The organism is Nonomuraea phyllanthi, assembly GCF_006334985.2.
GTDB lineage: Bacteria > Actinomycetota > Actinomycetes > Streptosporangiales > Streptosporangiaceae > Nonomuraea > Nonomuraea phyllanthi.
In genome coordinates this window covers 1-26,808 of record NZ_VDLX02000006.1, presented here as the reverse complement: position 1 = coordinate 26,808, position 26,808 = coordinate 1, and the positions used below count along the sequence as shown (strand labels likewise).

28 protein-coding genes are annotated in these 26,808 nt (G+C 71.5%); 16 read left to right on the top strand and 12 right to left on the bottom strand.

Annotated elements, in window-relative coordinates; translation table 11 throughout:
* Positions 1-2 precede the first annotated feature (2 nt).
* Complete coding sequence (locus tag FH608_RS17385) at positions 3-386, top strand: hypothetical protein (protein WP_139631578.1); 384 nt, start codon at positions 3-5, stop codon at positions 384-386.
* Here the strand turns inward: FH608_RS17385 and FH608_RS17380 are convergent.
* A complete protein-coding gene (locus FH608_RS17380) occupies positions 379-1,413 on the bottom strand; it encodes a LacI family DNA-binding transcriptional regulator (protein WP_139631577.1) in 1,035 nt (344 codons plus the stop codon). The genes FH608_RS17385 and FH608_RS17380 overlap by 8 nt on opposite strands.
* Before the next feature lie 231 nt (positions 1,414-1,644).
* Here FH608_RS17380 and FH608_RS17375 point away from each other — a divergent pair, with 231 nt between their 5' ends.
* The 4 genes from FH608_RS17375 to FH608_RS17360 are packed head-to-tail and all read left to right on the top strand — an operon-like array spanning position 1,645 to position 7,262.
* Positions 1,645-2,946, top strand: a complete 1,302-nt coding sequence (locus tag FH608_RS17375) for an ABC transporter substrate-binding protein (protein WP_226899633.1) — start codon at positions 1,645-1,647, stop codon at positions 2,944-2,946.
* Positions 2,943-3,863 (top strand): carbohydrate ABC transporter permease, encoded by a 921-nt coding sequence (locus tag FH608_RS17370; RefSeq protein WP_226899632.1) that lies wholly within the window; start codon positions 2,943-2,945, stop codon positions 3,861-3,863. Before FH608_RS17375 ends, FH608_RS17370 begins: the two co-directional genes overlap by 4 nt.
* Positions 3,860-4,687: a carbohydrate ABC transporter permease gene (locus tag FH608_RS17365; protein ID WP_139631576.1), complete on the top strand. Its 828-nt coding sequence runs from the start codon at positions 3,860-3,862 to the stop codon at positions 4,685-4,687. The genes FH608_RS17370 and FH608_RS17365 overlap by 4 nt, the downstream gene beginning before the upstream one ends.
* Positions 4,688-4,694: 7 nt before the next feature.
* Positions 4,695-7,262 (top strand): glycoside hydrolase family 78 protein, encoded by a 2,568-nt coding sequence (locus FH608_RS17360; protein ID WP_226899631.1) that lies wholly within the window; start codon positions 4,695-4,697, stop codon positions 7,260-7,262.
* Positions 7,263-7,349: 87 nt separating this feature from the next.
* On the opposite strand, the gene FH608_RS17355 is transcribed toward FH608_RS17360, so the two are convergent.
* The 3 genes from FH608_RS17355 to FH608_RS17345 are packed head-to-tail and all read right to left on the bottom strand — an operon-like array spanning position 7,350 to position 9,499.
* Positions 7,350-8,624, bottom strand: a complete 1,275-nt coding sequence (locus tag FH608_RS17355) for a cytochrome P450 (protein WP_139631575.1) — start codon at positions 8,622-8,624, stop codon at positions 7,350-7,352.
* Positions 8,625-8,825: a ferredoxin gene (locus FH608_RS17350; protein WP_139631574.1), complete on the bottom strand. Its 201-nt coding sequence runs from the start codon at positions 8,823-8,825 to the stop codon at positions 8,625-8,627.
* Positions 8,822-9,499 (bottom strand): TetR/AcrR family transcriptional regulator, encoded by a 678-nt coding sequence (locus tag FH608_RS17345; RefSeq protein ID WP_139631573.1) that lies wholly within the window; start codon positions 9,497-9,499, stop codon positions 8,822-8,824. The genes FH608_RS17350 and FH608_RS17345 overlap by 4 nt, the downstream gene beginning before the upstream one ends.
* A gap of 285 nt (positions 9,500-9,784) precedes the next feature.
* Between FH608_RS17345 and FH608_RS17340 the strand changes: the two genes are divergently transcribed.
* The 3 genes from FH608_RS17340 (at position 9,785) to FH608_RS17330 (ending at position 11,642) form a co-directional block, all read left to right on the top strand.
* The gene (locus FH608_RS17340) at positions 9,785-10,201 is read left to right on the top strand and encodes an NUDIX domain-containing protein (RefSeq protein ID WP_139631572.1); all 417 of its coding nucleotides are present in this window, start codon (positions 9,785-9,787) and stop codon (positions 10,199-10,201) included.
* Positions 10,202-10,527: 326 nt separating this feature from the next.
* Positions 10,528-11,316: a DUF6461 domain-containing protein gene (locus FH608_RS17335; protein WP_139631571.1), complete on the top strand. Its 789-nt coding sequence runs from the start codon at positions 10,528-10,530 to the stop codon at positions 11,314-11,316.
* A gap of 53 nt (positions 11,317-11,369) precedes the next feature.
* The gene (locus tag FH608_RS17330) at positions 11,370-11,642 is read left to right on the top strand and encodes a hypothetical protein (protein WP_139631570.1); all 273 of its coding nucleotides are present in this window, start codon (positions 11,370-11,372) and stop codon (positions 11,640-11,642) included.
* Between the two features lie 66 nt (positions 11,643-11,708).
* Here the strand turns inward: FH608_RS17330 and FH608_RS17325 are convergent, their stop codons facing one another.
* On the bottom strand, positions 11,709-12,182 hold the full coding sequence (locus FH608_RS17325; RefSeq protein ID WP_226899630.1) for a winged helix-turn-helix transcriptional regulator: 474 nt from the start codon (positions 12,180-12,182) through the stop codon (positions 11,709-11,711).
* 82 nt (positions 12,183-12,264) lie between these two features.
* Between FH608_RS17325 and FH608_RS17320 the strand changes: the two genes are divergently transcribed.
* The 3 genes from FH608_RS17320 to infA all read left to right on the top strand — a co-directional run bounded on the left by FH608_RS17320 (position 12,265) and on the right by infA (position 13,970).
* Positions 12,265-12,645, top strand: a complete 381-nt coding sequence (locus FH608_RS17320) for a tautomerase family protein (RefSeq protein WP_139631568.1) — start codon at positions 12,265-12,267, stop codon at positions 12,643-12,645.
* Between the two features lie 246 nt (positions 12,646-12,891).
* A complete protein-coding gene (locus FH608_RS17315) occupies positions 12,892-13,689 on the top strand; it encodes a GNAT family N-acetyltransferase (RefSeq protein WP_139631567.1) in 798 nt (265 codons plus the stop codon).
* A 56-nt stretch (positions 13,690-13,745) separates the two neighbouring features.
* Positions 13,746-13,970 carry a translation initiation factor IF-1 gene (infA, locus tag FH608_RS17310; protein ID WP_139631566.1) on the top strand — a complete coding sequence of 75 codons (225 nt, stop codon included), beginning with the start codon at positions 13,746-13,748 and terminating at the stop codon, positions 13,968-13,970.
* A gap of 189 nt (positions 13,971-14,159) precedes the next feature.
* Here the strand turns inward: infA and FH608_RS17305 are convergent, their stop codons facing one another.
* A complete protein-coding gene (locus FH608_RS17305; protein WP_193318468.1) occupies positions 14,160-14,672 on the bottom strand; it encodes a GNAT family N-acetyltransferase in 513 nt (170 codons plus the stop codon).
* Positions 14,673-14,793: 121 nt separating this feature from the next.
* Here FH608_RS17305 and FH608_RS17300 point away from each other — a divergent pair, with 121 nt between their 5' ends.
* The gene (locus FH608_RS17300; protein ID WP_139631564.1) at positions 14,794-15,291 is read left to right on the top strand and encodes a DUF402 domain-containing protein; all 498 of its coding nucleotides are present in this window, start codon (positions 14,794-14,796) and stop codon (positions 15,289-15,291) included.
* On the opposite strand, the gene FH608_RS17295 is transcribed toward FH608_RS17300, so the two are convergent.
* From FH608_RS17295 to FH608_RS17285, 3 genes are all read right to left on the bottom strand, one after another.
* Entirely contained in the window at positions 15,288-16,709 is a 1,422-nt protein-coding gene (locus FH608_RS17295; RefSeq protein ID WP_139631563.1) for an MFS transporter, read from the bottom strand. The two genes, FH608_RS17300 and FH608_RS17295, sit on opposite strands and share 4 nt — an antisense overlap.
* A gap of 143 nt (positions 16,710-16,852) precedes the next feature.
* Positions 16,853-17,263: a cupin domain-containing protein gene (locus FH608_RS17290; protein ID WP_139631562.1), complete on the bottom strand. Its 411-nt coding sequence runs from the start codon at positions 17,261-17,263 to the stop codon at positions 16,853-16,855.
* 296 nt (positions 17,264-17,559) lie between these two features.
* Complete coding sequence (locus tag FH608_RS17285) at positions 17,560-18,507, bottom strand: DUF5829 family protein (protein WP_226899629.1); 948 nt, start codon at positions 18,505-18,507, stop codon at positions 17,560-17,562.
* Positions 18,508-18,691: 184 nt separating this feature from the next.
* Between FH608_RS17285 and FH608_RS17280 the strand changes: the two genes are divergently transcribed.
* The 4 genes from FH608_RS17280 (at position 18,692) to FH608_RS17265 (ending at position 24,216) form a co-directional block, all read left to right on the top strand.
* On the top strand, positions 18,692-19,615 hold the full coding sequence (locus FH608_RS17280) for a phosphotransferase family protein (RefSeq protein WP_139631561.1): 924 nt from the start codon (positions 18,692-18,694) through the stop codon (positions 19,613-19,615).
* 82 nt (positions 19,616-19,697) lie between these two features.
* Positions 19,698-20,615 (top strand): DinB family protein, encoded by a 918-nt coding sequence (locus FH608_RS17275; protein WP_139631560.1) that lies wholly within the window; start codon positions 19,698-19,700, stop codon positions 20,613-20,615.
* Positions 20,616-20,702: 87 nt separating this feature from the next.
* Positions 20,703-23,624 (top strand): DUF11 domain-containing protein, encoded by a 2,922-nt coding sequence (locus FH608_RS17270; protein ID WP_139631559.1) that lies wholly within the window; start codon positions 20,703-20,705, stop codon positions 23,622-23,624.
* A gap of 376 nt (positions 23,625-24,000) precedes the next feature.
* A complete protein-coding gene (locus tag FH608_RS17265) occupies positions 24,001-24,216 on the top strand; it encodes a DUF5988 family protein (protein WP_139631558.1) in 216 nt (71 codons plus the stop codon).
* 49 nt (positions 24,217-24,265) lie between these two features.
* Here FH608_RS17265 and FH608_RS17260 read toward each other — a convergent pair whose 3' ends face one another.
* The 3 genes from FH608_RS17260 to FH608_RS17250 all read right to left on the bottom strand — a co-directional run.
* Positions 24,266-24,991, bottom strand: coding sequence for a TSUP family transporter (locus FH608_RS17260; RefSeq protein ID WP_139631557.1), 726 nt, complete (start codon positions 24,989-24,991; stop codon positions 24,266-24,268).
* Between the two features lie 271 nt (positions 24,992-25,262).
* Complete coding sequence (locus FH608_RS17255) at positions 25,263-26,546, bottom strand: homoserine dehydrogenase (protein ID WP_226899628.1); 1,284 nt, start codon at positions 26,544-26,546, stop codon at positions 25,263-25,265.
* A gap of 29 nt (positions 26,547-26,575) precedes the next feature.
* On the bottom strand, positions 26,576-26,808 hold a 233-nt coding region (locus tag FH608_RS17250), incomplete at its 5' end, for a methionine adenosyltransferase domain-containing protein (protein WP_193318467.1).

Genomic DNA, 26,808 nt, shown 5'->3' with positions numbered 1-26,808 from the left:
ACGTGGAGATCCATCAGCCGGTGTTCGACTCGGCGGCCCGGGCGTTCGACATCGAGAACGACGAGCTCGGCAGGTTCGTCGCGGCGGCGGCGAGCGACCTGGAGGCGATCGGGAACTTCTGGGGCGACGGCCCGGAGGGCGTGACCTTCGCCAAGGGCGGTGGCGGCGGTTCGGGATATGAGGCGGTCACCGGCCAGGTGATGGCCGGGGTCGCGGGGTTGTTCGAGGCACACGAGAGGATCGCCGGGGGGCTGCGGCTCATGGCGGGCAACGTCCAGCTCACCGAGTGGGCCCTGGTGGCCGCCATGCTGTCCACCTTGCCCCCCGCCGACCCCGACCAGCCGATCTGGGGCGAGAACTGGCCCGGCGGGGCGATGTTCACCTGATGGCGGGCGGGGCTGTGGAGCGGCGGGCGACCAGGGTGGGCGTCACGGAGAAGCGCACCGAGGAGGTGCGGCCCCCGATGCGTTCGAGCAGCAGCCGCCCCGCCGTCTTGCCCATGATGGCGCCGTCCTGGTCGATGGTGGTCAGCGAGATGTGCGCGAGCGCGGTCACCCGCGCGTTGTCGTAGCCGGCCACGGAGACGTCGCCCGGCACGGCGAGCCCGGCCTCGTGGACGGCCGCGAGCGCGCCGAAGGCGGCCTGGTCGGAGCCGGCGAACACGGCGGTGGGCCTGGGGGTGCGGGCCAGCAGCTCGCGGGCGGCCTGGTAGCCGCCCTCCTCGGTGTAGGAGGTGGCGACGACGGCGATGTGCTCGGCCAGGCCGTGCTCGGCCATCACCCGCTCGTACGTCCTGGCCCTGATGGTGTGCAGCAGCGCGACGGACGGCCCGAGACCCTTCTGGGAGATGTGCGCGATGCGGCGGTGGCCGAGCGCGATGAGGTGCTCGACGGCCAGCTCGGCCCCCACCTCGTCGTCGTCGAGCACGGAGTCGTAGACGGCGGAGCGGTCGTGGCGGCCGAGCACGACGGTGGGCGTGTTCCTGGCCATCTCCTCCAGCCGCGCCCTGGGAATGACGGGGGCGACGATGAGGATGCCGTCGACCTGCCGGTCGACCAGGGCGTCGAGCGCGCGGCTCTCGGCGGCGGCGTCCGAGCTGCCGCCCTGGACGATGATGGCCTGATAGCGGGCGGCCGCGAGCTCCTCGTCGAAGCCGTCGAGGATGTCGGCGAAGAACGGGTTTCTGATGTGCGGCAGCACCACGCCGATGGTGAACGTGCGCCCGCGCATGGCCCGGGCCGCGGCGTGCGGGCGGTAGCCGAGCTCGTCGATGGCGGCCTGCACCTTGGCGCGCATCGCCTCGCTGACTCCATAGGCGTTGCGCAGCACCTTGGACACCGCGGTGGTGGAGACCTGGGCGTGGCTGGCCACGTCGCTGATCGTCACCCGCCGCCGCCCGTCGCGCGTGACCATCCTGGCGCACCCCGTTCGACTCGACGCGACCCGATTGTACGAGGTCCCGGCCGCCTCCGCGATGGATAACGATACCCATCCCGAGCGCTCTGACACTCCTTTCCAGCCGTCCCACACAGGGTCACGATCGAGGATCGTTCCTCAAATCGAGCCTTGACGCGGCCCGCACGAGCGCTTACGTTAGCCGCATCGGGGGGCGTTAAAACGATTCAACGGACCCGGAGGGGCGTAGTGAAGACCTCTCACCGCGCGCTGGGAGCGGCCCTGGCCGTTCTCGCGATGACCGCACTGACCTCCTGCGGCTCGGGCGGCGAGCCCGCCGCCGACGGCACGGTCACCCTGAAGTTCCTCGTCGACAACAGCCAGGCGACCGTCGACACCGCGAAAGCGCTGACGGACGCGTTCATGCAGGCCAACCCCACCATCAAGATCGAGACGGAGACGCGACCGGGTGGCAGCGAGGGCGACAACATCGTCAAGACCAGGCTCTCGACGGGCGACATGTCGGATGTGTTCTGGTACAACTCCGGGTCGCTGCTCCAGGCGCTCAACCCGTCCCAGACCCTCGTCGACCTCACCGGCGACCCCGTGCTCCAGCACGTCCAGAAGGACTTCCTGCCGGTGGTCACCCAGGCCGGCAAGGTGTACGGCGTCCCCGCCGGCACCGCCATGGGCGGCGGCATCCTCTACAACCGCAAGGTGTACGACAAGCTCGGCCTGAAGGTGCCCACGACGTGGGACGAGTTCATGGCCAACAACGAGAAGATCAAGGCCGCCGGGATCGCCCCGGTGATCTCCACGTTCAAGGACACCTGGACCTCGCAACTGTTCGTGCTCGGCGACTACTACAACGTCCAGGCCGCGGTGCCGAACTTCGCGCAGGACTACACCGCGGGCAAGGCCAAGTTCGCCACCACGCCGGCCGCGACGGCCGGCTTCCAGCACCTGGCCGACGTGCACGCCAAGGGCTACCTCAACGAGGGCTTCGGCTCGGCCACCGCCGACCAGGGCATGAAGCTGCTGGTGGAGGGCAAGGGCGCGCACTACCCGATGCTCAGCGCGCAGGTCCCGCCGCTGGTCGCCAGCATGCCGCAGGCCGCCACCGACCTGGGCTTCTTCGGCATCCCGGGCACCGACCCGGCCAAGAACGGCGCCACCGTCTGGGAGCCGGCCGGCGTCTACATCCCCAAGACGACCGAGAACCTGGAGGCGGCCAAGAAGTTCCTGGCCTTCGTCGCCTCCCCGGCCGCTGCCGACGCCGTCAACAAGGCCGTGCAGCCGGCGGGGCCGTACCGTGTCGAGGGGGCCAAGCTGCCGGACGACGCCGTGCAGGTGGCCAAGGATTTGCAGGTCTACATCGACAAGGGCGCGACGGCGCCCGCGCTGGAGTTCGTCTCGCCGGTCAAGGGCCCGTCGCTGGAGCAGATCACCGTCGCGGTCGGCTCCGGGCTCACCCCGCCCGCTGAAGGGGCCGCCCAGTACGACAAGGACGTGGAGAAGCAGGCCAAGCAGTTGGGGCTCGCGGGGTGGTGACCAAGCAGCACGCCGGGCCCCGCCTGGAGCCCGGCGCGGCCGCCGAGCAGCAGCGGGCCAGGCGGCGCTCCGCCTACCCGTACACGCTGTACCTGCCGGCCGCCGTCGTCTACCTGGTGATCTTCCTGGTGCCGACGGTGATGGCGTTCTACTTCGCGCTGACCCGCTGGACGTTGTTCGACAGCACCTTCGTCGGCCTGGACAACTTCCGCGACTTCCTGTCCGAGCAGAACCTGCGCATCGGCTTCGTCAACACCCTCTTCTACGCGGTCGTCACCAGCGGCCTGAAGGTGGTGTGCGGGCTGCTGCTCGGCGTGCTGCTGACCTCGAAGCTGCGGCTGCGCGGGTTCCTGCGCTCGGTGGTGTTCTTCCCGGTGCTGGTCTCGACGGTCGCCGTCGGCATCACGTTCTCGGCGCTGCTGCGGCCCGACACCGGGCTGGTCAACAAGGCGCTGGCGCTGGTCGGCGTGGACGGCCCCGACTGGCTCGGCGACGCGAACACCGCGCTGCTCTCGGTCGCCCTGGTGGACGTGTGGAAGGGGGTGGGCATCGCCACCGTCATCTACATCGCGGGCATCCTGTCCATCCCGCGCGACTACTACCAGGCGGTCGCCGTGGACGGCGGGGGCGCCTGGCACCGTTTCCGCCACGTCACGCTCCCGCTGTCCTGGCCGGCCACGTACTCGGTGGTCATCCTGTCGTTCATCGGCGGGCTGCGCTCGTTCGACCTGATCTGGACGATGACCCGCGGCGGGCCCGGCTTCACCAGCGACACCATCGCCTCGATCATCTACAAGCAGTACCAGGCCGGCTTCTTCGGCCTGTCCACCGCCGGCAACGTGCTGCTGTTCATCGTCGTCACCGCCATCGTCGTCCCGCTCAACTACGTCCTCGGCAAGAGGCAGGTGGCCGCATGAGAGTCCTGCGCAGGTTCGGCGGCGAGGCCATCGCCCTCGTGCTGGCCGCCGTGATCTTCCTCGTCCCGTTCGCCCTCATGCTGCTCACCGCGGTCAAGGACCAGGCGCAGGCCATCGACCTGGACTTCGCCTGGCCGACCGAGTGGCCGGTCGTGCGGAACCTCGTGGACGTGGTCGAGGCCCGCGACTTCGTGCTGCTGCGCGCGTACGTCAACTCCACGCTCGTCACCGTGGCGTCGGTCGCGCTGATCGTCGTCTTCGCCTCCATGGCCGCCTTCGTGCTCCAGCGCCGCGCCGGCCGGCTCGGCTCGGTGGCCAACTTCCTCGTGCTGTCGGGGCTGATCATCCCGCCCGCGATCGTGCCCACCATCTGGCTGCTGCAGGCGCTCGGCCTGTTCAAGACCATGCCGGGGCTGGTCCTCATCGAGGTGGCCTTCAACCTGGCGTACGCGGTGCTGCTCTTCAGGGCGTTCATCGCGGCCATCCCGCGCGAGCTGGACGAGGCCGCCATGATCGACGGCTGCACCGGGCTCTCGCTGTTCTTCCGGGTGGTCTTCCCGCTGCTGCGGCCCGTCACCATCACCGTGATCCTGACCAGTTCGGTGGCCGTCTTCAACGACTTCGTCAACCCGCTCTACTTCACGCCCGGGGACGACAACGCGACCGTGCAGGTCACCCTCTACAACTTCCAGAGCCAGTACAACACCCAGTGGAACCTGCTCTTCATGGACATCGTGCTCATCACGATCCCGCCGCTGCTGCTGTTCATCTTCTTCAACCGCAAGATCGTCGCCGGGATGACCGCCGGCGCCATCAAGGGCTAGGAGACCCGTGACCCTCGTGCATGTCGCAGCCCCCGTCTTCGAACACCACCGCGACCCCCTCGGCGTCGGCGAAAGCGCTCCCCGCCTGTCCTGGACCGTGACCACGGACCTGCCCGGCTGGCGGCAGCGGGCGTACGAGATCGAGCTCAGCGACGGCCCGGCCAGCGGCCGCGTCGAGTCGGCGGAGTCGGTGCTCGTCCCCTGGCCCTTCGCGCCGCTGGGCTCGCGCGAGCGGCGCGGCGCCCGGGTGCGCGTGCACGGCGCCGACGGCTCGGCCTCCGGCTGGAGTCCCTGGTCGTGGGTGGAGGCCGGGCTGCTGGACCCGGCCGACTGGCGGGCGCGGGCCGCCGCCCCGCCGCCGGAGCTGCTCGGCGTGCCGGACGGCCCCGCGCTGCTGCTGCGCCGCGACTTCACCGTGCGCGGCCCCGTCGAGCGGGCCCGCCTGTACGTCACCGCCCACGGCCTCCACGAGACCGAGATCAACGGCAGCGTCGTCGGCGACGACGTGCTGGCCCCCGGCTGGACCAGCTACGGCCACCGCCTGCGCTACCGCACGCACGACGTCACCGCCCTGCTGAGGGAGGGCCGGAACGCCATCGGCGCCACCCTCGCCGACGGCTGGTACCGCGGCCGGATCGGCTTCCGCGGCGGCAAGACCGACGTGTACGGCGACCGTACCGCGCTCATCGCCCAACTCGAGATCGCCTACGCCGACGGCACGACCGACGTGGTGGTCACGGACGGGACCTGGCGCTGCGGCCGCGGCCCCGTCACCGCGACCGGCCTGTACGACGGGGAGAAGCACGACGCGCGCCTGCTGCCGTCCGGCTGGTCGCGGCCCGGCTTCGACGACGCGGCCTGGCCGGCCGCCGACGCGCTGGCGCACGACCCGGCCCTGCTCGTCGCGCCGACCGGCCCGCCTGTGCGCCGCATCGAGACGCTCGCCCCGGTCGAGGTGCTGACCGGCCCCGCGGGGGAGACGATCCTCGACTTCGGCCAGAACATCGCCGGCCGCCTGCGCATCCGCGTCCAGGGCCCCGCCGGGCACACCGTCACGCTCCGGCACGCCGAGGTGCTGGAGAACGGCGCGCTCGCCCTGCGCCCGCTGCGCCAGGCCGCCGCGCTCGACCAGTACACCCTGCGCGGCGACGCCGAGCCCGAGACCTGGGAGCCGCGCTTCACCGTGCACGGCTTCCGCTACGCCCAGATCGACGGCTGGCCGGGCGATCTGCACCCCGCCTCTGGCGTCGTGGCCGTGGTCTGCCACACCGACATGCGGCCGACCGGCGAGTTCGACTGCTCCGACCCGCTGCTGAACCGGCTGCACGACAACGTCCGGTGGAGTATGCGCGGCAACTACGTCGACCTGCCCACCGACTGCCCGCAGCGCGACGAGCGGCTCGGCTGGACCGGCGACATCCAGGTCTTCGCCCCCACCGCGGCCTTCCTGTACGACTGCGCGGGACCGCTGTCGTCCTGGCTCGCCGACCTCGCCGCCGACCAGGCGGAGCAGGGCACGGTGCCGCACTACGTGCCGTGGGTGGGCCTGCTGTTCGACACCGTGCCCGCCGCCGCGTGGGGCGACGCCGCGGTGCTCGTGCCGTGGACGCTCTACCAGCGTTTCGGCGACCTCGGCCCGCTGCGCCGGCAGTACCCGAGCATGAAGGCGTGGGTCGACCAGGTGGCCGGGCTGGCCGGGGACGGCCACCTGTGGGACACGGGGTTCCAGTTCGGCGACTGGCTCGACCCGGCCGCGCCGCCGGACGACCCGGGCCGGGCCCGCACCGACCACGCGCTGGTCGCCACCGCCTACCACGCGCGTTCGGCCGGCGTGCTGGCGGACGCGGCGGCGCTGCTCGGCCACTCCGGCGACGCCGCCCGGTACGCGGCGCTGGCCGCCGAGGTGCGGGAGGCGTTCCGCCGCGAGTTCGTCACCCCGTCCGGGCGGCTGGCCTGCGACACCCAGACCGCCTACGCGCTGGCGCTCGCCTTCGACCTGCTGGACGGCCAGGAGCAGCGCGAGCGGGCCGGGCGGCGCCTGGTCGAGCTGGTCGCCGCCGACGGTCATCGCATCGGCACCGGGTTCGTCGGCACCCCGCTCGTCTGCGACGCGCTCTGCTCGGTCGGGGCGTACGACACGGCGTACGCGCTGCTGCTCCAGCGCACCTGCCCGTCCTGGCTCTACCCGGTGACGATGGGCGCCACCACCGTGTGGGAGCGCTGGGACAGCCTGCTGCCCGACGGCACGGTCAACCCGGGCGAGATGACCTCGTTCAACCACTACGCGCTCGGGGCGGTGGCCGACTGGCTGCACCGCACCGTGGCCGGCCTCGCCCCGGCCGCGCCCGGCTACCGCCGCCTGCGCGTCGCCCCCCGGCCCGGCGGGGACCTGACCCGCGCCTCGGCCCGCCTCGACACCCCGTACGGCCCGGCGTCGGTCTCCTGGACCAGGCAGGGCGGCACGCTCACGGTCACCGCGACCGTGCCGCCGGGGACGGTCGCCGAGGTGGACCTGCCGGGAGCGGCCCCTCGGGAGGTGGGCTCGGGCACGCACGCCTTCACGACGACGATGTGACCGTCCGGCGGCGGTGACGTACCGGAAGGATCAGGACGAGAACGGGCGCGCCCACGCCGGCGAGGCGGGCGCCCCGTCCTCGGACGATCAGGAACCGACGCGGACGGGCAGCGTGCGCGGCCCGCGAACCTGCCCGGTCGCCCAGGTCACCGCGTCAGGGTCGGCCAGCGAGAAGACCGGCACACGCTCCAGCCACACCTCCAGCGCCACCCGCAGCTCCATCCGCGCGAGGTGCGACCCCACGCAGCGGTGGATGCCCAGCCCGAACGCCGCGTGCCGGTTGACCTGCCGGTCGATGACCACCTCGCCCGGCCGCTCGAACAGCTCCGGATCGCGGTTGGCCGCCGGGAACGACAGCAGCACCCAGTCGTCGGCCTTCATGTCGACGCCGTTCCAGTGCATGTCCTCCTTGACCAGCCGCGCCATGGTCACCGGCGCGTACGCGCGCAGCAGCTCCTCCATCGCGGTCGGCAGCAGCCCCGGCTCGGCGACCAGCCGCTCCCGGTCGCGCGGGGTCCTCGCCAGGTGCCACAGCGACGCGCCGATCGCGCTCCACGTCGTGTCGATGCCGGCGATGAGCAGCAGCGCCATCGTGCCCGCCACGTGCCACGAATCCAGCTTCTGCCCGTACAGCTCGGCGTCGATCAGATAGGTCGTCAGGTCGTCGCGGGGGCGGTCGAGGTGGTCGCGGATCTGCACGAGCAGGTAGTCGAAGAGCTGGTCCATCCGCGCGATGCGCTCCTCGGGCGGCAGGTTGACGCCTTCGAGGGTGTTCTCGACGAACTCGCGGAACCGGGGGCCGTCCTCGGGCGGGAAGCCCAGCATGTCGGCGATGACCCGCATCGGGATGTGCTGGGCGTAGTCGCGGGCGGCGTCGATGACGTCCTGCCCCTCCAGCGCGTCGAGGAGCGAGTGGCAGAACGCCCTGGTCGCGGGCTCCCTCCTGGCGACGGCGGTCTTGGTGAAGGCCGGCAGCAGCAGCTTGCGCGCGTCATGGTGGAACGGCGGGTCCGACGAGATGGGCGGCGACCCGCCGATCGGCGCGATGTCGCGGGGCGGCCGGAAGTTGCTCATGATGATCGAACGCGAGGAGAAGCGCTCGGTGTCGTACGCGATGGCCGCGACGTCCTCGTGCCGGGTCGGCAGCCAGCCGCCGCCGAAGCGGTCGGTGTGCGCGATCGGGCAGCGCTGACGCAGCTCGTCCTGGATCGGGTACGGGTCGGCGGCCCATTCCGGCTCCAGATGGGAGAAGTCGGTCGCCCAGTCCGCTACCGGGCCGGTGACGATCTCGCTGCGCGTGCCGAGCGGCTCCTCCGGCCCGTCATCGCGGAAGCCCTGACTGAAACGGTCGTCGACAGACATTCACCCTCCCTCGACGAGCTCGATCGCCCGTTCGGGGCAGTTCGCCACCGCCAGGCGTGCGGCCTGCTCCTGCTCCGGCGCCACGCCGCCGTCGCCGGCGACCAGCCCGTAACCCTCGTCGTCCTCCACGAACAGCCCGGGCGCCAGGTCGTAGCAGCGGCCGTGGCCCTGGCAGCGCTCGGGATCGATCAGTACTTTCACTGCGTGGTGCTCCGCTCTGTCTGCGGTGATGCCGTCATCGTTTCCGTGCCGCCGCCCTGCGCCGTGGTGTCGTCCTTGGCGCGGGTGGCCGGGGGCGCGAGCGCTCCCACGAGGCGGGTGAGCAGGTCCGACCACTGCGTCTCGTCCACGCCGTGCAACTCCGGCGTGATCAGCGCGCTGCCCATCGCCAGCAGCAGGCAGAAGTGGGCCAGCGCGTCCGGCGACAGGGCGGGATCCAGCTCACCACCTTCCTGAGCCGCCCGGACCAGCTCGACCAGCCAGTCGGCGCGCTCGCCGACGTAGCTGCGCATCGGCCGCGCCATCTCCTCGTCCCGGCGCGCCGCGACCAGCGCCTCCACCACCAGGTAGCCGCTCGGGTCGCGGCGGCGCGGCAGCCACCGTCCGATGACCAGCAGCAACTCGGTGATCGACCGGTCGGGGTCGGCGGCGAACAGGCCGGCCATCATCCGCCGCCCGTGCACCCGCAGCGCCGCCGCCAGCAACTCGGCCTTGGAGCCGAAGTGGGCGTACAGCGCGCCGTTGCTCACGCCCGCGGCGGCGGCGATGTCGGCCACGCGCGTGCCGTCGTAGCCGCGCTCGGCGAAAACCTCGGCGGCCGCCTGCAGCAACCGCTCACGCGTCTCGGCGGCGGTGACACCCGCGATTCGCCCCATACGCGAATTAAAAAATCATTCATTTGATTCGTCAAGAGCGTGGCCTTCTCTGGGGGTTCGTCCCAGGGTCTTGGACGGTCCGTCACGGCAACCGGCGGCGGACGTGGAAGCGCGCCATCGACGTTGGAGGCGGCGGCGCGTACGACAGGAGGTTCTGCCCTGGAGATGGTGAAGGCGTCGGGGCTGGATGACCGGCACGGGCGCGCACCGCTCAGGCACGGTGACGGGTGTCGGGGGCGGGACGCGCCTCGTCTGCGGCGGATCCGGATGGGTCAGAATGTGCCGATGACGACCTCCGCTGACGACCCCGGTCCGGTCCGGATTGTGACGGCCGTTCTTCGCGACGGCGATCGGGTGTTGCTGTGTCATCGAAGCGCCGAACGCCGTCGGTATCCCGACGTGTGGGACCTCCCGGGCGGTCATGTCGAGGTGGGGGAGGCTCCGAGAGAGAGCCTTGTCCGCGAGCTTCAGGAGGAGTTGGGAATCACGGTGTCGGAGCCGTCCGGCCCGCCGATGCATGCGATCCGGACCGCGACGTTCGCCATGCAGATCTGGTTGGTCGACAGCTGGACCGGAACACCCGTCAACGCCGCGCCGGACGAGCACGACGCTGTGGCGTGGTTCGGGACGTCCGACCTCGACAGCCTGCGTCTCGCCCATGAGTCGTATCTCTCGATGCTCACCGCCGTGCTCGTCACGTGACGTCGCTCCGGAAGCCGGGGGCGACGCTCATCGGCAGGCCCGCGCACTCGCACCCGGCTCGGTTCCACCGGCGGGCAAGATCTACAAGTGGTGCCGGCCCGCACGAACATCTCGGCACGCGGCGCCGGCAGCGTGACGCCGGCAGCGTGACGCCGAGAGTCGCGAACGCCTGGCGCCCCATCTCGCGGACGAAGCCACATAGCCGGGCGACGCAGCCCGTCCGAATGCGTGAGGCCTTCGGGGACAGTGCCCACATCCCGGCGACCATGGCAACACTTCGACGCCCAAGGCAGACAGGGAATCCAACCCATCGGTAGTTTCTGATCATGTCCGATGCCGACTTCACTCCCCTCCGCGTCACTTACCAGGCGCCCGAGCTCGGCCGCACTCAGATCCGGGACTGGGCGAGAGCGAACGGTTACCTGGTCAGTGAGCGTGGCCGGATGGCTCGAGAAATCACCGAGGCCTTCCTCGCCGCCCATCCCGAGGTCCTCGAGCAGGCGCGCACGTTCGAGATGGTCCGCGCCACCGCAAGAACCCCCGGTGCGTCACCGGAGGACTACGCATGGGAAGAAGGCAGTCGGCTCGGAGAGATCTACACGATCGTCTTCGTGCGCGGACTTGACGAGCGCGAGGTGCTCCACCGACTCGGCGCCGTGGACGAGGACATCCGGCTGATCATTGACGAGGATTACTCCCGGCCGGAAGGCCCTGAGATCATCACTGTGAGGCGCATCGGGAACTGGACCGTCGCCATTGAGGATTGCGGCTGGCGCGCACAGGGGAAGGTTCTGGCCGCCTTGTCGGGCGACGGCCGTGAGGCTGTGACAGTGAAGCGGCATAACTACGCCGCCCAGCACCACCTCAGTTACGCCGTCGACGGCGAGCTCGTCACTGACATCAACCCCGCTTTTCCCATTCACCGGCATGGCGCGGATCCCGATGGGCTGAACCGTCATCTCCGTGAACTGGGCATTGATCCGGCCGCCGACGACCACGTCGACAACCCAATACCGGCCGCCTTGGCAATCGCCAGCCGGATCACCGGGGCCGTGATCACTCCTGAGCACCTTCGCCGCCCCATTCTCGGCGCCGCCATACCCGGCGCCCACTGACTCCAGCAGCACGTCGAGGCGGTCGAGGGGCGGAGCCTCACAGAACGATGTCCATGGCCGACGATGATGCAGCTCGCTTCCGCAGCCACCTTGCCCCACCTCTTGCCGGTCTCAGCACCATGCCCGACATGAGTGTCGGGCATGGTCATCGCGATGCCCCTCCGCCGGTGGGGCTCATCGGCGCATCCATGGACAACGAATCGACGCCCTCGAACGCCGGGCCGCGGCCGGAGACCACGACACAGCCGCGCAAGAACGCGAGCTCCGATCTCCGGTCGGGTACTGCCGATGTCGATGACGTGAGCTTCGGGCGTCCATTGAAGTGACGGCGCCCCGGTCGGGAGCCGGGCCCCTGCCATCTTCAAGGGATCCAGGCGCTCCTGCCTCGGGTGTCATTCGCGGGCCAGCGCTCGCGCGGCCGGGCCGCTTCGGGCCTCGACGCCTTCGACGCCCTCGAGGCGGTGGTCGGCGGTGCAGCGGAGTTCGAGCACGACCGGGCGGCCGCAGCCCTGGTGCTCGTGGACCGTCGCGGGCCCCTCCGGGCCGGCGAGGTGGCGGTCCCCCCACGCTTTGAGGGCGACGAGCAGCGGGAACAGTTCGAGGCCCGCTTCGGTGAGGTGATATTCGTCCCGGGTGCGGTTGCCGGGTGTCCGGTAGGGGCGCCGCTCTAGCACCCCCTCCTCGACCAGGCCGTGGAGACGCCGGCTCAGGACCGGTTCCGAGATGCCGAGGTGGCGGCGAATGTCGTCGAAGCGGTGCAGCCCGCGAAACACCTCGCGCAGGATGAGCAGCACCCATGGCTTGCCCATGATGTCCCAGGTGCGGCCGATGCTGCAGTTCGAGGTGTCCTGATCCTGCCAATGCACGGAGCCCATCCTACTGGCTTTCTCAGTGACAGCCAGCGTGCTAGCGTGCTGGCTGTCACTGAGAAAGCCAGGAGGTCTTCGCATGCCCATCGTGCACATCACCGCCCCAGAAAGCCTCGACCACCAGCAGTTGCGCGGAATCGCCGACGGCGTTCACCGTGCGCTGGTGACAGCGGTCGGCATTCCTGAGGGAGACCGCTTCCAACTGATCACCACGCAGGCTCGCGACGCCTTTCTGTTCGACCCCGAATACCTCGGCGTGGCCCGGCAGGACGTGGTCTGCATCGAGATCACGCTCGTCGCCGGCCGTACGGACGAGATGAAGCAAGCTCTCTACCGGCACATCGCCGACAACCTCGCGCCCGTGGGCGTGCGACGCGAGGACGTCTTCGTGGTCCTCACCGAGAACCGACCTTCGGACTGGTCCGTCGGCAACGGCGACGCTCAGCTTCTGGCGCGGTAGCTCTTCGTCGGGGATGACATCGACGGGTGTCATCCCGGCGGGGACGTGACGCAGTCGAGAGGAAAACGGTTGGACCGGGCGGTGCTCGGGCTGCTAGCCTTCCGCGCACCGTGACATCACGCAAGGAGGTGAGACCCATGAACGCTGGATCGATGTGGGTGCTCCCCTCGTCGTCACGGTCGGGCGATTGACGTAGGTGTCGCCGGGAGCGCCGCGACGAGGCAATCCCGGAAGGGGCACCAACCTATGGATTCTGCGCATCTCACCTCCGGCATGGACGAGCATGCCGTGGTGACCACGCGGGTCGCGGAGAGGCAATGGCACGCTGTGGCGGACGACCGGGTGGTCGGCCGCGGCGACGCTTCGCCCAGACCCGACGGGCGGATCTTCATCAGCATCGACGCGTGGCACTGCTCGGTCTTCGACCGGCTCGCCGACACGATGCTGGCGGATCTGCCCGAACCGCTGTACACGCTGGTCGACGAGGCCGACGTGGACATGACGTCCCATTGGGAGCGAGCCGGCTTCACGACCCGGCGCCGTGAGTGGGAGTACCTCGTGCCCACCGACCCGCAGGTCACCGGCCTCGGCTCGGTGCCGGCGCCGCCGGGCGTGACGATGGTGGCGATCGGCGAGGCGGAGCAGGGCCCTCTGCGCACCTTGGACCGCACGATCCGCGACGAGGTCGAGGCCACCGTCGGGTGGCAGGAGATGCCGGCTGAGGTGCTGCACCGCCCGGACGGCGTCACCGTGCCGGATGCGTCGAAGTACGCGGCGGCGGCACGCTCCGACGAGTACGTGGGACTGGTCCGGTTGGCACCGGTGGCCCGCCGGCCGCGGATCGGGCTGATCGCCGTCCGCTCCGACCACCACCGCCTCGGCATCGCCCGGGCGCTGCTCGCCCACGTGCTGGGCTCGCTGCACCGCTCCGGGATCGAAACGGCATCGGCCGAGGTGGTCGAGTCCAACGCGGCGGCGACGGCGCTGTTCGAGGGCGTCGGCGCCCGGCGGGCGGGCAGCAACCTGGAGCTGGTGCTCCGCTGACGTCAACCGCCTTCGTCCCCCCGACGTCCCAGTCACCAACCGGAGAAGTACGAAATATGGCAAGAGCAGCAGGCGGCATCGAAGTCGAGGGCACCGTGGTCGAGTGTCTGCGCAACGCCACCTTCAGGGTGGAGTTGGAGAACGGGCACAAGGTGCTGGCCCACATCAGCGGGAAGATCCGGAAGAACTACATCAAGATCCTGCCGTTCGACCGGGTGCTCGTGGAACTCAGCCCGTACGACCTCACCCGCGGCCGGATCCTCTACCGCTACAGGACGTAGCGGCGGGCGGGACGCGCCTGATCCAGGGGTAGAAGTCGCCGATCCGGGTCGGAGACGTGCTCGCATGAGCGTGCGTGACACATGACGGCCGCACTGGTGCACGGCGACTCGAGGAGCGGCAACCAGGCCGGCCATCGCCGCGGTGGCCGGCCCCCGCCCGCCTTACCTGCGGCGAGCCCCGCGGACGGCCTACCCGGTCTCTCCGAGCGCCATCCGGTAGTGAACTTCCTTCAGGGGCGGGTCCGGCAGGTCCTTGGTCCGTCCCGACAGCGTGAATCCGGACCGCTCATAGAACCGCCGTGCCCGCGCGTTGTCCGCCAGCACCCACAGGCCGACCTCGGTGTGCCCGGATTCGCGCACCCGGTCCACGCTCTCCGTCATCAGGGCCCTGCCCATCCCGGTGGAGAACTCGTCCGGCAGGACGTAGATCGCGTACACCTCCATGCCGTCGATCCCCTCGTCGCGGCTCGCGCCGTACAGGGAGAATCCGCGCAGGCGGCCGTCGCGCAGGGCGACCACGCCCGCGGTGACACCGGTGGCGATCCCCTCGGCGCGCCTGCGCACCACGGCGGGGCGCACATCGAGCGCGTCGAGGTACGAGTCCGGCATGATGCCGTGGTACGCCACCCGCCACGTGGTGATGCGCACGACCTCGATGGCCTGGGAGTCGTCAGGCGTAGCGGGCCGCAGCTCGAACGTCATGGTCGACATAGTGTCGTAAATCACACCTTGCGGCATCAGGTTTGTCGCGTGCGCCGTCCAGCGCGCCCCCTGTCGCCCTCACCGCATCCGGACAGGTGCTGGGGTGGATAGGTTGCCTGGTGTGAGTGACGTGCGGATCGTGTATCGCAAGTACGGCGGCGCCTTGCACTGGAACCACCCGGGCCAGATCCTCGGCGAGGACGAGCACGGTGTCTGGGCGGGGGTGCCGGGCGGGACGGTGGCCCGCAAGGGGGACGGGCCGCCAGTCACCTGGGAGACGACGGCGATCATGCTGTTCCCCAGGGACGCCTGGTGGACCGCATCGTTCAACACGCCGCCGCATCGGAGCGAGGTCTACGTCGACGTCACCACCGTCCCGGAGTGGCGGGACGGCGAGGTGACGATGCTGGACCTCGATCTCGACGTCATCAGGATGCGGGACGGGCGCCTCATCCTCGACGACGAGGACGAGTTCGCCGAGCACCAGGTCCTGCTCGGCTACCCGCCCGAGTTGATCGCGCGGGCGGAGGGCACCGCGAGGTGGTTGCTCGACGCCGTGGGCGAGAGGAAGGGCCCGTTCGGGGGCGCGCATCTGCCGTGGCTGGCGATGGTCGCCTAGTCGGCGCCGTCCTCGGCGGTGAGCACGTTGGTCCGGATCGTGACGAACGTGATCAGCGCCGACACCGCCATCATCCCCGCGCTGACCAGCATGGCCGTCTTGAAGCCGGCGTCGAACACCGACGGGTTCTGGAACGCGTCGCCGACCAGCCCCACCATGGGCGGCACCGCGGCCACGGCCAGCAGGCTCCCGGTGCGGGCCACCGCGTTGTTGACGCCGCTGGCCGTGCCCGCGTAACGCTCGTCGGCCGTGGCCAGCACGGTCGAGGTGAGCGGCGCGACCGCCGCCGACAGCCCCAGGCCGAAGACCGACACCGCGGGCAGCACCTGCAGCAGGTACGACGCGCCGGACCCGATGGTGCTCATCCACAGGAATCCGGCCCCGGCCAGCAGGATGCCGAGCGTCATCGGCCAGCGCGGCCCGTACCGCTTGGCGATCTCGCCGGCCCTGGCCGACAGCAGCATCATCAGGATCGTCGTCGGCAGCATCGCCAGGCCGGCCGCGATGGGCGAGAACCCGGACACCACCTGCAGCTGCACCACCAGCAGGAAGAAGACCACGCCCATGGCGGCGTACATGACCAGCGTCACCACGTTGACCGCCGTGAACACGTGGTTCCTGAAGATCCCCACGGGCACCAGCGCGTCCGGCGACCTGCGGATCTCGACCGCCACGAACGCCGCCCCCAGCGCCAGCCCAGCGATCAGCGGCACCGGCGCGCCGTTCTCGATGAGCCCGTACGTGATGCCGGCCAGCGCCAGCGCCGCCAGCGCCGACCCGAGCACGTCGAAGCGTCCCACGGCCTGCTCGTCCCGGCTCTCCGGCACGTGCCGCAGGGTGACGATGACGACGAGCAGCGCGAACGGCAGGTTGACCAGGAACGCCCACCGCCATCCCGCCGTCTGCACCAGCCAGCCGCCCAGCAGCGGACCGATCGCGCTGGCCACCCCGCCCAGCCCGGACCACGCCCCCACCGCCCGCGGCCGGTCCTTGTGCACGAACGACGCCTGGATGATCGCCAGCGAGCCCGGGGTCAGCAGCGCGCCGCCGATGCCCTGCAACGCCCGGGCGCCGATCAGGAACTCGATGTTCGGCGACAGCCCGCACAGCGCGGACGCCACGGCGAACCAGATCGTGCCGATGAGGAAGATCCTCCGCCGGCCGTACCGGTCGCCGAGGGAGCCGCCGAGCAGGATCAGCCCGGCGAGCGTGAGCGTGTACGCGTTGATCGTCCACTGCAGCCCGGCCATGCCCGCGTGGAGCTCCCGGCCGAGGAACGGCAGCGCGACGTTCACCACGGTGCTGTCGAGCAGCGCGAGCCCCGACCCCAGGACGGTCGCCGCGAGCACCCACCGGCCACGCGCCGACGTGAACTCCAGCTGTCCGCCGGCTTGGAGCTCACGGGGAGCGTCAGTCATGCCTCTGTCCCTCTTTCAGGTGGTAAGGGAGTGTCAGTCCACGGGAATGCGGTGGCGGAGCAGCGCTAAGCCGGCTCCGCCACCGCATGACGGTTCAGGTGTTCACGCGTTCGCGGAAGAGCGTTTCGGAACGCCGGCGGTCATCACTGCGCGGGGACCCGCAGGTGCCGGCGCTCGGCCAGTTCCTCCTGGCTGACCACGGTGAGGACCGGGGTGCCGGGAGGCGCGAACATGGTCACCACGAGCTGCGACTGCGCGTCCGTGAGGTTGTTGGCGCCCTGGTAGTGGATCACGTCGCCGCCCGGCTCGAACAGGGCGTCACCGGCCTTGATCACCCGGGGCGCCTGGCCCTCCAGCTCGAAGAGGATCTCGCCCTGGGTCACGTAGCCGAACAGCGGCCCGGGGTGCCGGTGCGGTGGCGCGCCGGGGTCGCCGGGCGCCAGGGTGACCCGGATGGTCCTCGCCTCGGCGCCGTCCGGGATCCGGGCCGCCGCCTCCGGCATGCTCGTGATCACCTCGACGCCTGGGGGCAGGTGAGCCTGCTCAGCACTCATGTGTTCCTCCATCCACGACAGGGACTGTCCAGAGTGAGGACCGGACGGCCTCCCCGTTTGTGACAGAACCGCGCGGATCCGTCCGGTGGCGGTCGGGGCTCGCGCCCGGTTCGGCGGACGGCTGGGCGGCGACGGCGCTTCGGACCGGCCAGGACGGCGGCGCGGGACGGCGCTACGCACCACGCCGGAACGGCGACGCGGGACGGCGCTACGCACCACGCCGGAACGACGGCGCCCGGCCGGCGACGATCGGTGTTCGCGCGGGCCGGGCGGGTGAAGGGGGTGCTACGAGGGCTTCACTGAGGGGCGTCGAAGGTCCACTCGGCGCGGGCGCCCGGGCCCACGGCGAGGGTCGAGCGCCCGATGCGCTCCTCGTGCCGGTGCGCCACCGGGCGGTTGAGCGACATGGAGACCTGCTTCAGGCCCGCCTGCTCGCGCGCGACCGAGTCGAGCCGGATGGTGGTGCCGCCGCAGGTCGCGATGGCGCCGCCGCCGGTGGTCGTGACGTCGAATCCGCCGGCCCGCAGCAGCGGCACCGTGTTGGCCAGGTCGCGCGCCGGGACGCCGATGCGGATGTAGGTGATGTCGCGCATCAGGTGGTCCTGGTAGTCGTCGGGCAGGTAGCGCTCCCGGCTGACGTCACCGGTGTAGCCGGCCGGCTCGGTCTGGCTGCGCGGGTCGGCGAAGTACTCGGGGAAGTACTCCATCGCCCACGGGTCGAAGGCGTCGTACTGGACGGAGGTGGCGCGGATGGTGTCGAACCACGGGATCGGGACGCCGTCGCCGAAGTCACGCGTCTGGCGGTACTCGGCCGGCTCGGAGATGCCCAGGGCCTTCAGGTTCGCGGTCACCTTGGCGAGGTCGCCGGCCCGCTCGGTCGAGACGCCCAGCCCTGCGGAGCCGAAGAGGGCGTCCTGGCCGGGCAGGTCACCCTCGCCGAACAGCTCGATGTACGTCTCGCGGCCCTTGAGGTAGCGGCCCTTCCAGGTCAGCCCGCCGCCGGTCGTGGTGCGGACCTCGAAGTTGGCGAACTCGCGCAGGTAGGCGGAGTTCTCGACGGCGTCGGCCGTCTCGCGGTCCACGACGCTGTAGGCGTGGTTGAAGAACAGCAACTGCTTCCGGGACGACGCTTGGGACGCATCGGCCTGGGCCGTCCCCACTCCCCCAGCGAGCGCACCGGCGAGCGCGACGGTGCAGGTCGCGGTGAGAGCGGTGATCATCCGTAATGTCCGGCGAATCAGCATGGAAGTGATCTTAAGCAGAAGATGATCACCTTGACCATGGCTATGACAGGATCCGTACCACCGATGTGGCGGGCCGCCGGCCGACCCCCTGCCGGGCCTCCCGGACGCGCCCGAACCGCGTCTCGGCGGGGACCGCCGAAAAGGGCGCGACGGATCGGGACCGCCCGTGCCAGCATGCGGCATCATGCCGGAGTACGACGCGAGCGACGAGACGCTGGCCGCCATCGCGGCCCGGCACGGGGTCGCCGCCGAGCGGGTGCGGCCCCTGCCGGCCGGGGTGGCCAACCGGGTCTTCCTCCTGGGAGACGACCTGGTCCTGCGCATCCCGCGGGCCGAGCGGTTCCTCCCCGACCTGGTCAAGGAGGCCGCGGTCATCCCCGTCGCGGTGCGCGCCGGGGTGAGCACCCCGGAGGTCGTCGCCTTCGACGACACGTGTTCGGCGGTCGGCGTCCCGTACATGGTGCTGGCCCGGGCGCGGGGGACGGACCTCGCGGGGCTCGACCTGCCCGCCGCCGGCACGGACCTCGTCCTCCAGCAGGTGGGGCGGGAGCTGGCCAGCCTGCACCGGCTGTCCCCGGCCACCGCGCCCGCCCTTCCCGCCGTCCCCATGGAGGACGGCGCCGTGGATCCCTGGGCGCTCACCGGCCGCCTCCGCGAGGACGGCTGGGTGGACGCCGATGCCGCCCGCTGGCTCTGCGGCTGGTTCGACCGGCTCTCAGCGCACCTCCCCGCGGACCCGCCGGTGGTCCTGGTCCACGGCGACATCGCTCCGCAGAACCTGCTCGTCTCCCCCGGGACGGGCCGGCTCGACGGGATCGTGGACTGGGGCGATGCCCAATGGGCCGACCCTGCCACCGACTTCGCCAAGATCCCCCTGACCGGCATCCCGGCCATGCTGGAGGGCTACCGCCAGGAGACCGCGTCGGCGTCCCCGGCGTGGGAGGCGCGGGTGCTCTGGTTCCACCTCGTCTGGGCTCTCGGACGTCTAGCGGATCCCGTCCCGCGCCCGGGCGAACGCCACTGGACCGCCCCTCCGGCCGGCCGGCTGCTGGGACTCCTCCGCTTCTTCGCCTCAGGTCCGCCCGCCCCCTGGGACGATCTGGCCTGAACCGGACGAGCGCGACGGCCCGCGACCCGACCGCGCTCGTGGCACCCTCGGATTGTCGGTGGCGGGGCGTAGCGTGCCGGCCATGGCATCGCTCCTTGACAACCTCGTCGACCTCTCCGACTTCGCCTGGCAGCGGCTGCGCACCCGGCTCGACGGGCTGACCGATGAGGAATACCTCTGGGAGCCGGTGCCGGAGTGCTGGACGGTCCGCGCCGGTGAGGGCGGCGCCATGACGGCCGACGGGGCGCGGCTGCCGCCCGAGCCGCCGCCGTTCACCACGATCGCCTGGCGGGTCACCCACCTCATCGACGTCCTGCAGGCCGAGCGGACAGCGACCTGGTTCGGGCAGCGGCCGGCGCCGGAGGACGGCGTGCCGGGCGTGCCCGGCGTCGCCGCCGAGGCGCTGCGCGCGCTGGAGCACGCCTACGAGGTGTGGCGCGGGCGGCTGGCCGCCCTGGGCGAGGGCGATCTCACCCGTCCCATGGGCGCGATCGCGGGCCCGTACTCCGAGCACGACTGCACCGCCTTCGCCCTGCACATCCTCGACGAGCTCATCCACCACGGGGCCGAGATCGGCGTCGTGCGCGACCTGCGTCTGCAGCTCGGGCCGCGCGACCCGGTCATCCTGGCCTGCCTGCGCGGCGACCGGGCGGAGATCGACGCCCTGCTGGAGAAGGACCCCGGGCTGCTCGATCGCACGCGTGCCGGGCATCCCGCGCTGCTGGCCGAGGCGGCGGCCCGGCAGCGGTGGGCCGCCGTCGAGATGCTCGCCGAGCTGGGGTTCGACGTCGACGCCCGCTCGGCGTCCGGCCGCGTGCCCGCCCACTACGCCGCCGGAGCCGGTCAGGTGGAGACGTTGCGGCTGCTGGTCCGGCACGGAGCCGACCTGACCGTGGCCGACCCGGTGTTCACGGCGACGCCGCTGGGCTGGGCGCAGTGGTTCGGCCAGCGCGAAGCCGCCCGCTACCTCCAGCGACAGGAGGCCACCGGCCCGGCCTGAGCGCGGTTGAGTACGCCCTACTCAGGTGCGGACGTGCCACCCCGGCCGACGCTGAGACGTCGAGTCCTTTCACGGGGAGGTGCGAGTGTGAGCACATTACGCGGAACGCCGGCGGTCGTCGCCCGGGCGCTGACAGTGACGCTCCTGCTGCTGGCCGGGGTGGCGCTCGTCGGCGTCACACCGGCCCGGGCCGACACCCACGAGGTCACCGTCAGCCTCTACAGGGTGGTCGAGCTGTCGTGCAACGAGGGCGACGGCGAGGCCTGCGGCAACGACTACTACCCGAAGTTCAACATCGACAACCAGGGCCTCTACGACGGCAGCGACGACTACTGCTGCGCCCACGGGGCCGACTTCACCACCAACTGGGTCCACAAGGCCACCGTGGACGAATCGCACAACCAGATCGACATCCACCTGGAGCTGTGGGACCAGGACGACCTGAGCCAGGACGACGTCATCCACTGGACCAAGAACGGCGACTACCTGGACCTCAAGTTCGACCTGTTCAGATGCGTGTTCACCGGCGGCGATCTGACCACGCAGCAGGGCGCGAACCTGCCGACGCTGGCCGGGGAGAGCACGGGCTCCGGCGCCGACTCCGCGCGGGCCTACTTCACCATCACCACCCCCCACTGCCTGGAGCTGGTGAACGAGACCGACACCGACGGCGACGGCATCATGAACGGCTGGGAGACCCCCACGGGCGGGCTCGACGTCAACAGCGACGGCACGATCGACGTGGCCCTGGGCCAGGCGCCGTACAACGCGCTGCCGTACCGGAAGGACCTGTTCGTCGAGGCGGACTTCATGAAGGGGTTCAAGCCGCAGGCGGGGGTTCTCGACGACGTCGTCAAGGCGTTCGCCGCCGCGCCGGTCGACCCGGATCCCGGCTCGCCGGGCGGTTTCCGCGGCGTCAACCTCCACGCCATGGAGGGCGAGGAGCTCCCGAGCGTGCACGACCTCCTGTTCGACAGCGACGGGAGCGGCGTCCAGGACGACTTCAACGACCTCAAGCACGGCAATCCGCAGATCACGCAGCCCGGCGCCTGCTCCGGCTTCTTCGGCACCGACGCCGACCGCAAGAGCCAGAACTGCGTGAACATCCTGGAGGCCAAGCGGCAGGTGTTCCGCTACATGATCTTCGGTGACACGTACGCGGAGGACTCCGGCTCGTCCGGCCGGGCCGAGTGGGACAAGGTGGGCCCCAAGGGCGGCAACGACTTCATGGTGACGCTCGGCGGCTTCGACGAGACGACCATCGCCAGGTCGGGCGGGCAGCGCAACGCCGAGGCCGCGACCTTCATGCACGAGCTCGGCCACACGCTGAGCCTCGGGCACGGCGGCGACGACGACGTCAACTGCAAGCCCAACTACCTGAGCGTGATGAACCACTCGCTCCAGCTCACGCGGCGCGACCCCGCGCGGCCGCTCGACTACACCAGCGCGGCCCGGGGCACCGCGTTCGGCACGCCCCTCGACGAGGCCCACCTCAACGAGAACCGCGGCGTCTACGGCACGCCCGCCAACCCCAGCCGCAACATCGTCTTCGGCGTCGACGGCAAGCTCACCGTGGCGGCCGCCGTCGACGGCCGCATCGACTGGAACGGCAGGGACGGCGACAAGGAGAGCGACATCCCCGCCGACATCAACCACATCGACTCGGTGTCGGCGTGCAGCGGCGACAGTCCCGGCCAGCAGCTGGACGGGTTCGACGACTGGGCCAACATCCAGTACAACCCGCGGCTCAGCACCAAGTACTTCGCCGACGGCGCACGGCCGGACCTTCCGGACGAGCTGACCCGGCAGGACGTCCTCATGATGACGCAGCAGGCCGACCTCAAGGTCACCAAGTCGGCCGACCAGGCGGAGGCCGCCGGCGGCGACACCGTGACCTACACGGTGGCCGTGACCGACCTCGGCCCCGGCACGGCGACCGGCGTCTCCGTCACCGACACGCTGCCCGACGGCACGCGGCAGGAGCGGTCGCTGCCCGACCTGGCCGGCGGCGCGGTGCACACGGTCGCGCCGAAGTTCACGTACGAGGTGCCGTGCGACACGGCCGACGGCACGGTGCTCACCAACCGGGTCACGGTCGCGGGCAAGGACACCGACGGCGTGCCCGACCCGTACACCGTCGACAACAGCGCGCAGGCCACGACCACGGTGCGCGCGCCCGTGCTGACGGCGGGCGCGGCGGCGACGGCCACGGTGAACGCCGGCGAGGCGATCACCTACACCATCACGTACGCGAACAGCGGCGGGGGCGCGGCCTCGAACGTCACCGTCACCAGCACGCTGCCGGCCGGCGTCTACTACAGCGCGGCGCTCGACCAGGGTGCCGGGCCGAAGCCGGATACGGTGACCCTCAACGCCGACGGCACCAGGACGCTCGTCTGGAACCCGGGCGCCCTGCCCGCCCGCTCCGGCGACCGGAAGATCGTCTTCACGGCGCGGCCGACGCTGCTGGCGACGGCCGGCACCGCGTACACGAACAAGGTCTCGGTGAGCTACCGGAACGCCGGCGGCGCCTGCGACTTCGCGCCGGTCACGGACGCCGCCACCACCACCGTCACCGTGGTCCCGCCCAGCAGGACGCCGCTGCTGTCGACGGTGTGGGCGCTCCGCCAGGACCTTCGGACCGCCGAGGTGCTGGCGCGCGTCCAGGCCACCGACACCCGCTTCGACGGGGCCGACGGCTCCACGCCGGACGGCGCGCTGTCCCAGCGCGAGGCGTCGGCGGTGCTGACGCTCCCGGTCACGCAGCCGCGCACGCTCCGGGCGGAACTGCTGGCCACGACCCTCAACCTGGGCACCCGCCGGATCAACGCCGGCACCGAGGTGGAAACGCTCACGCTCCGCCGCCTGCACCTGGAGACGGTCGGGGACGCCGTCCGCTACGCCCAGACCACCCTGACCCAACCGCCCGGCCTGGGCAACCTCGTCCGCTACACCGACACGACCCTGGCCCTGACCGAAATCAACTCCGGCCTGGCCGAACGCTACTGACCCGGTCACCGAGCGCCGCCCGCCCCACCGGGCGGACGGCGCTCGGCACCGCTCGCGCGGTCACCCGGCCACGGTTGCCCGCGCTTGTGCCTTTCGGGCGTGCTGGAGGGACGTTGCCACTGACCCGCGCCGGGCCCGGAACCACGGAGGCGGTCAAGTGGGCGCGTCGTCACGGCGAGCCACCCGTGGGCCTTCACGACCGGCCAGGACGGGCGGTCACCGGCGTCGGCGCGTGCGGCCCACCGTGCGGAGCCGTAACGGATGGGGGTCATCGTGCGGAACCGGATGGAGCCGCTAGGGGCCGGTAGGGGGATGCTCACGGGACGGGTCGTCGAGCAGCATGAACAGCGGGAAAGGAAGGCAGAGGAGGTCCCGCATGGGGAAGAGCGTTGCTCATGGGCTGGTCGACGTGGTGCTCGAGGGAGGGCCGGCGTACGTGCCGCGGGAGCTGAGGGTCGAGCACGCCGCCGCCCTCGACGGCAAGATCAAGGTGCCGTACGGCGCCGGCTACGAGCACTTCGTACGGGTCGCGGACGCGGCTCCCGGCGAGTGGGTGTTCCGCTGGTCGATGCGCACCAGGATCGCCGAGTAGCGGCGATGGGCGGCCGCCGTGGGTCGGCGGACCGCCCGCGCCCCCCCGGTCATCCGGGGAGGCTGCGGAGGATCAGGGAGAGGGCCGCGAGGACGGCGAGGACGAGGACGGCGCCGCGGATCCAGCGGCCCTTCAGGTGGCGGCGGACCCGTTCCGCGACCACGAACCCGGCGCCCGCGAACGGCAGCAGGGCCAGGCCCCCGAGGATCTGCACCCAGCTCAGCAGCCCGACCAGGGCGACGCACAGCAGCGAGAGCAGGCTGCCGACGGTGGTGAAGGCGCCCAGGCTGCCCCGCATGGTGGGTCCGGGCGAGCGCCGGTAGACGAGCGCGATGAGCGGCCCGCCGATGGCGGCCGTGGTGGCCGCGACGCCGGCGAACATGCCGGAGCCGGCGAGCGTGAGCCGGTTGCGGGGCAGCCACGAGGGGGCGATGGCCACCACCGCGGCGACGAGCAGCACCACGGACCCGTTGAACAGGTTGAGCCCCCGCACGCTGGTCAGGGCGATGACGCCGGCGCTGGCGGCGGTGCCGACGAGGCGCCCACCGAGCGCCCAGCCGAGGCCCGGCCAGTCGGCGTGCCGGGCTTCGGCGGCCACGGTGAGCAGGGCGAGCCCGCAGGCGACCACGAGCATGGCGCCCGGCATCAGCGCCGGGTGCAGGAGCTGGACGATCGGCGTGGCCACCAGCGCGAGCCCGATCCCGGTGCCGCCCTGCAGGACCGCGCCGGCGAACACGGCGAGTCCGGCGAGCACGAGCACGATGAGGTCCGGCACCGAGACATCCCCTTCCTGCGGCGATCGTCGCCTTCCGGCGCGGGCGGAGCGCACGTCCCGCGTTCAACTGCGGCGGTGGTTCTCGTCCATGGCTCGGCCGCGCGCGACCACCCGTGGTGCGTCGGACTTGATGCGACCGTTCTCAAGCACCTGCCGAGGCGACCGTTCCGAAGCACCTGCCGAGGCGACCGTTCCGAAGCACCGGCTGAGGTGACCGTTCCGAAGCACCTGCTGAGGCGACCGTTCCGAAGCACCTGCTGCTGGAGCGCGTTCAGGCCGCGTCCTCGGCTTCGACGCGCATGACGCTGGCGACGGCGCGGACCACGTCCAGGCGTTCCAGCGCGCGCACCGTCGCCCCGAGCGCCGCGTCTTCCGCCTGGTGGGTGACGAGGATGAGCTGGGCGTCGTCGCCGCGCCCCTCCTGCCGTACGGTCTGGATGGACACGTCGTGCGCGGCGAACACCTCGCACACGCGCGCCAGCACGCCCGACTTGTCGAGCACCTCCAGCGCGATGTACGACCGCGTGACGGTCTCCCCCATCGGGTGGACGGGCAGCGCGGCGTAGACGGACTCGGGCGGGCCCGAGACGCCGGCGAGCCGGTTGCGCGCGGCGGCCACGAGGTCGCCGAGCACCGCGCTCGCGGTGGGCGCGCCGCCCGCGCCGGCGCCGTAGAACATCAGGTTGCCCGCCGACCGGGCCTCGACGAAGACCGCGTTGTACGCCTCGCGCACGCCGGCGAGCGGGTGGCTGCGGGGGATCATCGCCGGGTGCACGCGCACGCCGACGCCGTGCCGGTCGCCGCGTGAGCAGATGGCCAGCAGTTTGATCACATAGCCCATGGCGCGGGCGTTGGCGATGTCGGCCGGGGTGATGCCGGTGATGCCCTCGCGGTGGACGTCGGCGGCGGTCACGCGGCTGTGGAAGGCCAGCTGGGCCAGGATGGCGGCCTTGGCGGCGGCGTCGTGGCCCTCGACGTCGGCGGTCGGGTCGGACTCCGCGTAGCCGAGCGCCTGGGCCTCGGCGAGCGCGTCGTCGAAGGAGGCGCCGGTGGAGTCCATGCGGTCGAGGACGTAGTTGGTGGTGCCGTTGACGATGCCGAGCACCCGGGTGACGCGGTCGCCGGCGAGGGATTCGCGCAGCGGGCGCAGCAGCGGGATGGCCCCCGCGACGCTGGCCTCGTAGCAGAGGTCCACGCCGGCGGCGTGGGCGGCCCGGTGCAGGGCGGCGCCCTCGCGCGCGAGCAGCGCCTTGTTGGCGGTGACGACGGACCGGCCGCCGTGCAGCGCGCGCAGGACGAGCCGCCCGGCGGGGTCGGTGCCGCCGATGAGCTCGACCACGATGTCCACGTCGGGGGCGGTGACGAGGGCTTCCGCGTCGGTGGTCAGCAGGCCGGGGTCGACGGAGGTGTCGCGCCGCCGGCCGGGGTCGCGGACGGCGACGCCGGCCAGTTCGAGCGGGGCGCCGACGCGGGCGACGATGTCGGCGGCCTGCTCGCGCAGCAGCCGCACGACCTGCGACCCGACGACGCCGCAGCCGAGCAGGGCGACTTTCATGGGTTTCATCTCGGCGTCCCGTCGCGGGGTCAGGCGGCGCGGGCCCAGGCCGCGCGGCGGAGGGCCTCGGCGCGGTCGGTGGACTCCCAGGAGAAGCCCTCCCGGCCGAAGTGCCCGTAAGCAGCCGTCTCCGAGTAGATCGGACGCAGCAGGTCCAGATCACGGATGATCGCCGCGGGCCGCAGGTCGAACACCTGCAACACCGCCTCCTGGATCTTCTCCACCGGCAGCTTCTCGGTGCCGAAACACTCCACGAACAACC

Bases quoted from the DNA above. Each gene is read 5' to 3' on its own strand.
- FH608_RS17280 (WP_139631561.1), top strand. From the start codon at position 18,692: ATGCCGGAGTACGACGCGAGCGACGAGACGCTGGCCGCCATCGCGGCC.
- FH608_RS17285 (WP_226899629.1), bottom strand. From the start codon at position 18,507: ATGCTGATTCGCCGGACATTACGGATGATCACCGCTCTCACCGCGACC.
- FH608_RS17340 (WP_139631572.1), top strand. From the start codon at position 9,785: ATGACGACCTCCGCTGACGACCCCGGTCCGGTCCGGATTGTGACGGCC.
- FH608_RS17315 (WP_139631567.1), top strand. From the start codon at position 12,892: ATGGATTCTGCGCATCTCACCTCCGGCATGGACGAGCATGCCGTGGTG.
- FH608_RS17330 (WP_139631570.1), top strand. From the start codon at position 11,370: ATGGCCGACGATGATGCAGCTCGCTTCCGCAGCCACCTTGCCCCACCT.
- FH608_RS17265 (WP_139631558.1), top strand. From the start codon at position 24,001: ATGGGGAAGAGCGTTGCTCATGGGCTGGTCGACGTGGTGCTCGAGGGA.
- FH608_RS17335 (WP_139631571.1), top strand. From the start codon at position 10,528: ATGTCCGATGCCGACTTCACTCCCCTCCGCGTCACTTACCAGGCGCCC.
- FH608_RS17295 (WP_139631563.1), bottom strand. From the start codon at position 16,709: ATGACTGACGCTCCCCGTGAGCTCCAAGCCGGCGGACAGCTGGAGTTC.
- FH608_RS17345 (WP_139631573.1), bottom strand. From the start codon at position 9,499: ATGGGGCGAATCGCGGGTGTCACCGCCGCCGAGACGCGTGAGCGGTTG.
- FH608_RS17275 (WP_139631560.1), top strand. From the start codon at position 19,698: ATGGCATCGCTCCTTGACAACCTCGTCGACCTCTCCGACTTCGCCTGG.
- FH608_RS17305 (WP_193318468.1), bottom strand. From the start codon at position 14,672: ATGACGTTCGAGCTGCGGCCCGCTACGCCTGACGACTCCCAGGCCATC.
- FH608_RS17320 (WP_139631568.1), top strand. From the start codon at position 12,265: ATGCCCATCGTGCACATCACCGCCCCAGAAAGCCTCGACCACCAGCAG.
- infA (WP_139631566.1), top strand. From the start codon at position 13,746: ATGGCAAGAGCAGCAGGCGGCATCGAAGTCGAGGGCACCGTGGTCGAG.
- FH608_RS17290 (WP_139631562.1), bottom strand. From the start codon at position 17,263: ATGAGTGCTGAGCAGGCTCACCTGCCCCCAGGCGTCGAGGTGATCACG.
- FH608_RS17380 (WP_139631577.1), bottom strand. From the start codon at position 1,413: ATGGTCACGCGCGACGGGCGGCGGCGGGTGACGATCAGCGACGTGGCC.
- FH608_RS17365 (WP_139631576.1), top strand. From the start codon at position 3,860: ATGAGAGTCCTGCGCAGGTTCGGCGGCGAGGCCATCGCCCTCGTGCTG.
- FH608_RS17355 (WP_139631575.1), bottom strand. From the start codon at position 8,624: ATGTCTGTCGACGACCGTTTCAGTCAGGGCTTCCGCGATGACGGGCCG.
- FH608_RS17255 (WP_226899628.1), bottom strand. From the start codon at position 26,546: ATGAAAGTCGCCCTGCTCGGCTGCGGCGTCGTCGGGTCGCAGGTCGTG.